Origin of the sequence: Bacillus sp. JJ1127 (assembly GCF_036965845.1) — a bacterium.
Lineage (GTDB): Bacteria > Bacillota > Bacilli > Bacillales > Bacillaceae_G > Bacillus_A.
In genome coordinates, this window is record NZ_JBALQK010000337.1 from 1 (window position 1) to 3,667 (window position 3,667).

Genomic DNA, 3,667 nt, shown 5'->3' on the forward strand with positions numbered 1-3,667 from the left:
ACTTATGATACGGTTCACCGAATAGAACGTAAACACATAATTGATTTTGAACATAAAGTATTTATACGTATATAAAAATAAGGCCACTCTTATTTGAGTGGTCTTATTTACATTAATACAAAAAAATAGCCTTATTTCCAAGCATTTGTACTTAGAGATAAGACTATAGAGAATTGAAAATCGTTATATTTACATTATATAATAAATACTTTTAACACTCAAATCGAATGGTTTTATCTAAAAATTTTATTTGAGTTTAAATGTAATTTCATTTCTTTTTACAGTTTGATATGCATCGTCATCTGCACCAAAATAGATTGGATATTTGAGTGTGATTGATTTGATGGAATTATAATCTCCTACTTCATCAAATGTACAGAAGAACATTCCATCATTCTTTTTTCCTGCTTCAATAACGTCAACCATACTGATATGATGTCCTGGTATATCAACAGGCATTATTTTTGCTTTATGTCCCTGATCATCCACCATTTCAAGCCTTTTCAAACTATGATATACATCCTTATCCCCTTGGTTAATACTATTATTATTAATTGTGACTGTTGCTTTTTGTTTACCTAATTCCTCACTGTTATTTAAAGATATAGATATTATTTTATGTGTAAATTTATTCTCTGCATGCTCCCAATTCGGGAAAAAAAATAAGCCGTTATTTATTATCTCGCCATCCTTAAGTACAACCGTTTCTTTATATGTATCATCTTTCTTTTTCTCCTCTTTAATCTCCCCTTTTGCCTCTGCCTTCTTATCTGATTCCTTTGAGTCAGCAGAACAACCAACAATTGATAAACATAATGTCGATAAAAGTAATAACAATAACTTTTTCATAATGTCCCCCTCATAAAAATTCCCTAATATTACCACTTGATTATATCATATTAATAAACAGATTAAATGCTTGTTTTCTTCACTAATCGTTTTCTATTCTTAAAGGTGCTAAGTGTCATCGATTCCTTTACAGCCTTCTCACCGTATGTATCAATGAGATACATAAAACCTGCAATAATTTCCATACTTTTAATATTATTTGCAGATAAGGGAGCAGGAGTTTTAGTGCGGTTACGCTTCTTTATTTGAGACAGTATGTCATTGTAATGATATTTACCTGATATGTAATCAGCGTATTGTTTAGTTAATAAATTGACTGCTTTTCTTGAAGAATCATACTGATTTACTGTATATCGAGAGGGACGAATTTCAATTCTAAGTATGTTAGCTGCAGCTTGGATATTGGTAGTGGTTTCTTTAGATGATATGTATTGTTTTTGTTTGTTATATACTACTATCTTGCTACTTTTTGCTGAAAACATTACTGATTCATTATCGTTATAAAGACTTTTATTATATTTAGGAAAGTGCAATTTAGATATTTTTTGGATAGGGTTATCTATATTTTTCGTTTTAATATCATATGTAATATCTAATCTTGAGACAGTCCACTCTTCTTTTGGGATAGTTATTTTTAGATATTTATATAGGATAGAATTCAGATTAATCCAAAACCGTTCTGCATAAAATTCAGATTGCACTAAGTTATTTTTACCATTGTTCATCACTTCAGCAACTGATGTTTCTACTGTTAGTTTTTTGATCGGTGTATAGTATTTAATATAGATATAATCTATTCTTAATTCGTGTTTTGTAATTTCACTTTTATTCTTATCCAAGTATGTAAAATCATCTTTTATCTTATATTGATTAATTATATTTTCATTAATTTTTATATCGGATACTTTGATATGTATTGTGTCAAACATTTAAATTATATATTTCCTTTCTTATTTAGTTGATTAGGTTATTTTTTTAATACCTTTTTAGGCTTCTTTATCTATTTTGCTGACTGTATAAGATACTGCTCACCATCAATAAGTACAGGTACTTTTGCACCCCTATTCCTTCTGAACTTTTCATAATTAACCCCTAAATCATTAACTGCTTGCTTTATGGTTTTATACGGTTTATATGTCAAACATCCTTGTTCATCATAATAAAAAACATTTGTAGCTGAATTCTTGTCCTTCAATCTGTTTTCTTCGTGACTTAAGCACTGGATATTTTCTAGTGAATAGTCCCCATTTGGATCAATCCTGTCTAACGTTGGTCTATCGTCTGCACCCTGACCCCATAAATCATATATTTCAGTTTGATGTTTCCATTCTCTCCAAAATGATTTATTATTTTTTAAATCATTGTACATATCATGCCATTTTTTCCAATCAGATGTTACATTCTCATAACCTTTTTTCTCCTTACTTCGACCTCTTTGAATTGCTAACTTACATGATTCCCTCAACAAGAATTCCGCTAAATTTTTCTCCTTTTCAACTTTTCGTTTTTCAGCTATTTTCTTATTTCTACATGATTTGCATATGTAATTTATCTTGTAAAATGCCTCTTTCACTTTCCATTCCTCGCAAAATTTACAGAAATGCTTCTCTTCACCAAAATTCCCCTTAATATTCTTACTATTGTTTTTACCATTCCCCATAATCTATTCTCCCTTGATCTTTATAAATAATAAAAAACGTTGACACAACACAGTAAAAGCACTGTCATATCAACATTTCTTCTCTCATATATCGTGTGATTATATTATACTCACACATATAAAAAACACTCAAATCAAATGGTTTCATCTAAAATTCAGCTATCGAAAATCCTTAGTAAAAAACTAGTTAATTTTTTAACTACAAAACTAGCTTCCAGGTATTAGTAATATCATTTTTTTGTAAATTCTCTACTTGCATACTGTAAAGATTCATGTGTGATAGGCCTCTAGTACTCATAATTCCTTTAAGATCTTTCCATTCTTCATCTGTCATATGAAATCTAAATAACTTACATATTGCATCGACTTCATTACTGGTGTATGCATTTGAAAATTCATCCATCGTTATACTTTCCTGATGCAGTAACTTGTAATTTTACATATGTACAAGCATTTCTGACCACTCTTTATCTAACGAAAGTATGCTATTTAAAAAATAATCTATATCTCTTTCATTGCCGAACAACACGTTCATATCATTTTTAATTTGTTCACTTGCCCCTCCATCATCTATTTCCATTCCGTTTTCTAATATAAGAGGATTCGAAGACCGAAAAACGTAACACAAATAAATCTGAAGGGTATGAAGATATAGGAAACTACTTCCTATTAAAACTATTAATGGAAGTTGATTAGACCCAGAATTACGATCCCTAAAAGGTTACTTTCGTTGAATCTTGTTTTTGCTGAAAACCCATCCAATTTCCCCCAACTTCTTCACTAATAATTATAGCATCCCTCGTCGTTCCCCAACGATTAAGACTCATAATTCGTTTGTGTAAGATATCTCGTTTAGTTTGATATTCCTCCTCTTTCAATACTTCTTGTGCAATTTCTTTTAATATTATTACTTGGAATAACAAGGTCAAATATTGATTTTTCGGGCGGTCCTCTCCTTCACACCTGCACGTTTCTCATAATACATAGTTAATATGAAGTAATTACATACAAAGGGTGAATTCAATAAAAAATAAAGCGTATTTACTTTAGTTTCGATACGATATAAATTGCTTTGTTATTTAAAAAGACAGATATTAATTAGCTATTTAAAGATGCTGAATCAAAGTAGTGAAACGTTGAGTATTTTTAGAAAAAAAG

The 3,667-nt window shown here is 29.8% G+C and carries 4 protein-coding genes; all 4 read right to left on the reverse strand.

Annotated features, from left to right (window positions below):
• Positions 1–246 precede the first annotated feature (246 nt).
• A complete protein-coding gene (locus V7183_RS23945; RefSeq protein ID WP_335361070.1) occupies positions 247–849 on the reverse strand; it encodes a hypothetical protein in 603 nt (200 codons plus the stop codon).
• 62 nt (positions 850–911) lie between these two features.
• Positions 912–1,778, reverse strand: a complete 867-nt coding sequence (locus tag V7183_RS23950) for a hypothetical protein (protein WP_335361071.1) — start codon at positions 1,776–1,778, stop codon at positions 912–914.
• Between the two features lie 71 nt (positions 1,779–1,849).
• Complete coding sequence (locus V7183_RS23955; RefSeq protein ID WP_335361072.1) at positions 1,850–2,509, reverse strand: hypothetical protein; 660 nt, start codon at positions 2,507–2,509, stop codon at positions 1,850–1,852.
• Positions 2,510–2,708: 199 nt separating this feature from the next.
• Positions 2,709–2,912, reverse strand: a complete 204-nt coding sequence (locus tag V7183_RS23960; protein ID WP_335361073.1) for a hypothetical protein — start codon at positions 2,910–2,912, stop codon at positions 2,709–2,711.
• Positions 2,913–3,667 lie beyond the last annotated feature (755 nt).